This window comes from Hymenobacter agri, from assembly GCF_054778495.1.
Genome location: NZ_BAAGZM010000271.1, coordinates 1 through 5,575, shown reverse-complemented (window position 1 = coordinate 5,575; position 5,575 = coordinate 1). Strand labels below are relative to the sequence as shown.

Sequence of the window (5,575 nt, the reverse complement as noted above, 5' to 3'; positions counted from 1 at the left end):
GCCGCCGCCTCGGCGCAGCTGCTCGGCGCGGCTGTGGTGATTGTGGGCGACATGAACAAGGCGCGCCTGGCGCACGCCCGCTCCTTCGGCTGCGAAACGGTGGATTTGAACGAGGACGCCAGCCTGGCCGACCAGATTGCCAACATCCTGGGCGTGCCCGAGATTGACTGCGCCATCGACTGCGTGGGCTTCGAGGCCAGCGGCCACGGCACCCAGGCCAAAACCGAAGTGCCCGCCGCCGTGCTCAACTCGCTTATGGAAATCACCCGCGCGGGCGGCTCCATCGGCATCCCCGGCCTGTACGTGACCGACGACCCCGGGGCCAAAGAGAAAGCCGCGCAAACCGGCAACCTGTCCATCCGCTTCGGCCTGGGCTGGGCCAAGAGCCATTCCTTCCACACTGGCCAAACGCCCGTGATGAGCTACAACCGCCAGCTCATGCAGGCCATTCTGTACGATAAAGTGCAGATTGCCAAAGCCGTGAATGTGGAAATCATCAGCCTCGACGATGCCCCCAAAGGTTACGCCGAGTTTGATAAGGGCGTGGCCCGCAAGTTTGTGATTAACCCCCACAACCTGATTCCGGACGTGAAACCCAAAGCCAAGTCCAAGAAGGAAACGGCCGACGCTTAGGCATCGGCGGTAGCGGAAGCAACAGCCGGACTGCCAGATGGGCGGCCCGGCTGTTTGCGTTTGGCGTAGGGCAGGCCGTAACATTGGCCCGATTCTCACTACTTCTTAACGGCACAACCTATGCAAAATTTCACCCTTTGGCTGGAATTTGAACACGTCGACTACTCCAGTAAATGGGACCCGGAGACCGAAGCCTTTATAACCGGCGTTGATTGGGACAGGGAAAACGAAGCCTGCAACGTTAGGGTAGATTTGCCGGATGGTCGGTACTATGGAATCAATGTTTGGACTTATGCTTTTCTGGCAACTGTTGTGGCTTTAGACACTGAGAGTAAAGAGCATTTGAATGGCCTGTATCAGATTCCGCCTGACTTGTTTGTGAAGGAGCTTACTCGTGAATGCATTGAAGCCACTATTGCCGATTTGCTGAAGCAGGGAAATCTGGAAGACGTGCTGAACCCGTCGGTTCTCAGCAAATCGGAATCTGATTAGACGACGTCTTTGTCTCCGTAACCCCGCCCCGGCCACCCCCGCCGGGGCTTTTTCGTACCTTCGCCCACGGTTTCCACCCTCACGGTCGCGGACTGAAATTCCCGCCCTACTCCTTACTATATGCACCCCGCTCCCACCGCGCCTTATAAGCCTCAGAACCACGTTCGCATTGTCACCGCCGCCGCTTTGTTTGATGGCCACGATGCGGCCATTAACATCATGCGCCGCATTATTCAGAGCAGCGGCGCGGAGGTCATTCACCTCGGCCACAACCGCTCGGTGCAGGAAATCGTGGACTGCGCCATTCAGGAAGATGCGCAGGCCATTGCGATTACCAGCTACCAGGGCGGGCACAACGAGTACTTCAAGTACATGCACGACCTGCTGAAGGAGCGCGGCGCGGGCCACATTAAAATCTTCGGCGGCGGCGGCGGCGTGATTCTGCCAAGCGAGATTGCCGAGCTGATGGGCTACGGCATCACCCGCATTTACTCGCCGGACGATGGCCGCGCGATGGGCTTGCAGGGCATGATTAATGACTTGCTCGAGAGTGCCGACTTCCCGACGGGACAGAATTTGAACGGCGAGGCCGGGCACGTGGTAGAGAAAGACGCCCGCAGCATTGGCCGCCTGATTTCGGCGGCGGAGAACTTCCCCGAAGAGTTCGAGCGGGTGAAAGGCGACCTACTGGTTGCGTTTCAAACCAGCGAAAACGAACAGAATCAGAATCTGAGCAACCGTCGCCCCGCTCCTATTCTCGGTATTACCGGCACGGGCGGCGCGGGCAAGTCGTCGCTGGTGGATGAGCTGGTGCGGCGCTTCCTGCTGGATTTTCCGGAGAAGACCATTGCCATCATTTCCGTCGACCCCAGCAAGCGCAAGACGGGCGGCGCCCTACTCGGCGACCGGATTCGGATGAATGCCATCAACTCGCCGCGGGTGTACATGCGCAGCCTGGCTACGCGCCAGAGCAATTTGGCGCTGTCGCGCTACGTGCAGGATGCGGTGGACGTGGTGCGCGCCGCCAACTACGACCTGATTATTCTGGAGACTTCGGGCATCGGCCAGTCTGATACTGAAATCATCGAGCACTCCGACGCCAGCCTGTATGTGATGACGCCGGAGTACGGCGCGGCCACGCAACTGGAGAAAATCGACATGCTCGATTTTGCTGATGTGATTGCGCTGAACAAGTTTGACAAGCGCGGGGCGCTGGATGCGCTGCGCGACGTGCGCAAGCAGTACCAGCGCAACCACGGCCTCTGGGACACGCCCACGGACCAGATGCCGGTGTTCGGCACCATTGCCTCGCAGTTCAACGACCCGGGCATGAACCGGCTGTACCGGGCGGTGCTCAAGATGCTGGAAACCAAGACCGGCGCCACCTTCGCCTCGCACCTGGAAACCAGCGCCGAGGATTCGGAGAAGATTTACATCATCCCGCCGCACCGCACCCGCTACCTCTCCGAGATTGCCGAAACCAACCGCGCCTACGACCAGCGCGTGCGCGAGCAGGCCCAGATTGCGGAAGTGGCTGGCGCGTTTGCCAAGCTGGAAGAGCACTACCGCGACGAGAAAAAGAGCTCCGCCAGCATGGTGGAGGAGTTCACCAAGAACAAGCAGACGCAGTTGCGCCGGCTCGATGCCGACAGCCAGGCCATTCTGGAAAACTGGGAAAGCACCTTGCAGAACTACCGCAACCCGGAGTACGTGTACTCGGTGCGGGGCAAGGAAATCCGGGTGAAGACGCACACCAAGTCGCTGTCGGGCAACGAGATTCCGAAGGTGGCGGTGCCGCGCTACTCGGGCTGGGGCGACCGGCTGCGCTGGGCCATGCAGGAGAATTTCCCCGGCGAGTTTCCCTACACGGCGGGCGTGTTCCCCTTCAAGCGCGAGGGCGAGGACCCCACGCGCATGTTTGCCGGCGAGGGCGGGCCGGAGCGCACCAACCGCCGCTTCCACTACGTGAGCATGGGCCTGCCGGCCAAGCGGTTGAGCACGGCGTTTGACTCGGTGACGCTCTACGGCGAGGACCCCGACCACCGGCCCGATATCTATGGCAAAATCGGCAACGCGGGCGTGAGCATCTGCTGCCTCGACGATGCCAAGAAGCTGTACTCGGGCTTCAACCTAGCCAACCCCAGCACGTCGGTGTCGATGACCATCAACGGGCCGGCGGCCACGCTGGCGGCGTTTTTCATGAACGCGGCTATCGACCAGCAGTGCGAGCTATACATTAAGGAGCAGGGGCTGGAAGCGGAGGTGGAAGCCAAAATCGACCAGATTTACAAGGCCAAAAACGTGGCCCGCCCCCGCTACCAGGGCGAGCTGCCGGCCGGCAACGACGGCCTGGGCCTGCTACTGCTCGGCGTGACGGGCGAGGACGTGCTGCCCGCCGACGTGTACTCGTCTATCAAGGCCAAGACGCTGACGCAGGTGCGCGGCACCGTGCAGGCCGACATTCTGAAGGAAGACCAGGCCCAGAACACCTGCATTTTCAGCACCGAGTTTGCGCTGCGCCTGATGGGCGACGTGCAGGAATACTTCATCCGGCACGCGGTGCGGAATTTCTACTCGGTGTCGATTTCGGGCTACCACATTGCCGAGGCCGGCGCCAACCCCATCACCCAGCTGGCCCTGACGCTGAGCAACGGCTTCACGTTTGTGGAGTACTACGTGAGCCGCGGCATGAGCGTGAACGACTTCGCGCCGAACCTGAGCTTCTTCTTCTCCAACGGCATCGACCCGGAGTACGCCGTGATTGGGCGGGTGGCGCGCCGCATCTGGGCCAAGGCCATGAAGCTGAAGTACGGCGCCGACGCCCGCAGCCAGATGCTGAAGTACCACATCCAGACCTCGGGCCGCAGCCTGCACGCCCAGGAAATCGACTTCAACGACATCCGCACCACGTTGCAGGCGCTGTATGCCATCTACGACAACTGCAACTCGCTGCACACGAATGCCTACGACGAGGCCATCACCACGCCCACCGAGGAGTCGGTGCGTCGGGCCATGGCCATTCAGCTCATCATCAACCGCGAGCTGGGGCTGGCCAAAAACGAAAACCCGCTGCAAGGCTCCTTCATCATCGAGGAGCTGACCGACCTGGTGGAAGAGGCGGTGCTGCTCGAATTCGACCGCATCACGGAGCGCGGCGGCGTGCTCGGAGCCATGGAAACCATGTACCAGCGCGGCAAAATCCAGGAGGAAAGCATGCACTACGAGATGCTGAAGCACACGGGCGAGTACCCCATTATCGGGGTGAATACCTTCCTCTCGTCGAAGGGCTCACCCACGGTGGTGCCGGCCGAAGTCATCCGGGCCACGGAGGAGGAAAAGCAGTACCAAATCGAGATGCTCAACATCCTGCACGCCCGCAACGCCGACCAGACCGAAACCCGCCTCAAGCGCCTGCAACAAGTGGCCGTGCGCAACGAAAACCTGTTCGAGGAGCTGATGGAAACGGTGAAGTTCTGCTCGCTGGGGCAGATTACCAACGCGCTGTTCGAGGTCGGCGGGCAGTACCGGCGGAATATGTAAGTTTTCTTACTAACACTTTTTAGCACCACGCTTTAATTGCATTAATGAAAATGGCAAAAAGAGACAACTTCAATCAACCTACTAAGGAACTCTTGGCGAAAAGAGTGGGGTATTTGTGCTCAAACCCAGACTGCGACCACCATACAATCGGACCTAACAGCCAAAAAAACAAGGTTATATCAAAAGGAACTGCTGCGCATATTACGGCCGCAGCTCCCGGTGGACCTAGGTACGATGCATCTCTTACCGAAGCCGAAAGAATGGATGCAAGTAATGGAATTTGGCTGTGTAGCAGTTGCGCTAAAATCATTGATACCGACACAGACTTTTTTACTATTGAGCTACTGAATGACTGGAAAAGCCAAACAGAACGTAAGGTTTTCGACAGAATTTTAGGTAGAGGAAGTAAAAATGTGGCGACATACTCTAATGATGAGTGGAATTACATTGCCGACTTAATCTGCAGTTTTATAAATGAACAGTTGTTTGAGGTGCATAGAGGAGCTTTGGCTTATAGCTCTGAAATCACTGTCATTTTCGGTAATGATGGATACGACCAAGAGGGCTGTAATGATAAAGCGAAGAATGAGGTGGAACAACTTCGTCAGTATCTATTACAAAACAAGATTGAAGAACTAGGTTTTGGTCTTTCAGAGGGCAGGTATTCTTGGTGCCTATTGGCTAAAACAGATAAAGTTATTTTGCTTAACAATTTAATATGGGCTTTCTGGACAGATAATGCACACTATCTAAATGTGCAACAATCAGTATCGCATTTAAGACTGTATACATTTGACAACGTGACATTGAAAAAGTACTTGAGGTATTAAATTGTGGGCGGTGGTCTAAGTGAGGATGGTTCTGTGATTATGTCGGTCGATGCAAATTTTAATTCGGGCTGCGTGCATGC

4 protein-coding genes are annotated in these 5,575 nt (G+C 57.4%); all 4 read left to right on the top strand.

The features are described from left to right. On the top strand, positions 1-633 hold a 633-nt coding region (locus ACYVDE_RS13430), incomplete at its 5' end, for an MDR/zinc-dependent alcohol dehydrogenase-like family protein (RefSeq protein ID WP_460502057.1). A 120-nt stretch (positions 634-753) separates the two neighbouring features. Next, positions 754-1,125 carry a hypothetical protein gene (locus tag ACYVDE_RS13425; RefSeq protein ID WP_460502056.1) on the top strand — a complete coding sequence of 124 codons (372 nt, stop codon included), beginning with the start codon at positions 754-756 and terminating at the stop codon, positions 1,123-1,125. Positions 1,126-1,245: 120 nt separating this feature from the next. After that, the gene (locus ACYVDE_RS13420) at positions 1,246-4,665 is read left to right on the top strand and encodes a methylmalonyl-CoA mutase family protein (RefSeq protein WP_460502055.1); all 3,420 of its coding nucleotides are present in this window, start codon (positions 1,246-1,248) and stop codon (positions 4,663-4,665) included. Positions 4,666-4,715: 50 nt separating this feature from the next. Continuing rightward, complete coding sequence (locus tag ACYVDE_RS13415; RefSeq protein ID WP_460502054.1) at positions 4,716-5,495, top strand: hypothetical protein; 780 nt, start codon at positions 4,716-4,718, stop codon at positions 5,493-5,495. Positions 5,496-5,575 lie beyond the last annotated feature (80 nt).

Coding starts and splice junctions, on each gene's coding strand:
- ACYVDE_RS13425 (WP_460502056.1), top strand. CDS start 754: ATGCAAAATTTCACCCTTTGGCTGGAATTTGAACACGTCGACTACTCC.
- ACYVDE_RS13420 (WP_460502055.1), top strand. CDS start 1,246: ATGCACCCCGCTCCCACCGCGCCTTATAAGCCTCAGAACCACGTTCGC.
- ACYVDE_RS13415 (WP_460502054.1), top strand. CDS start 4,716: ATGGCAAAAAGAGACAACTTCAATCAACCTACTAAGGAACTCTTGGCG.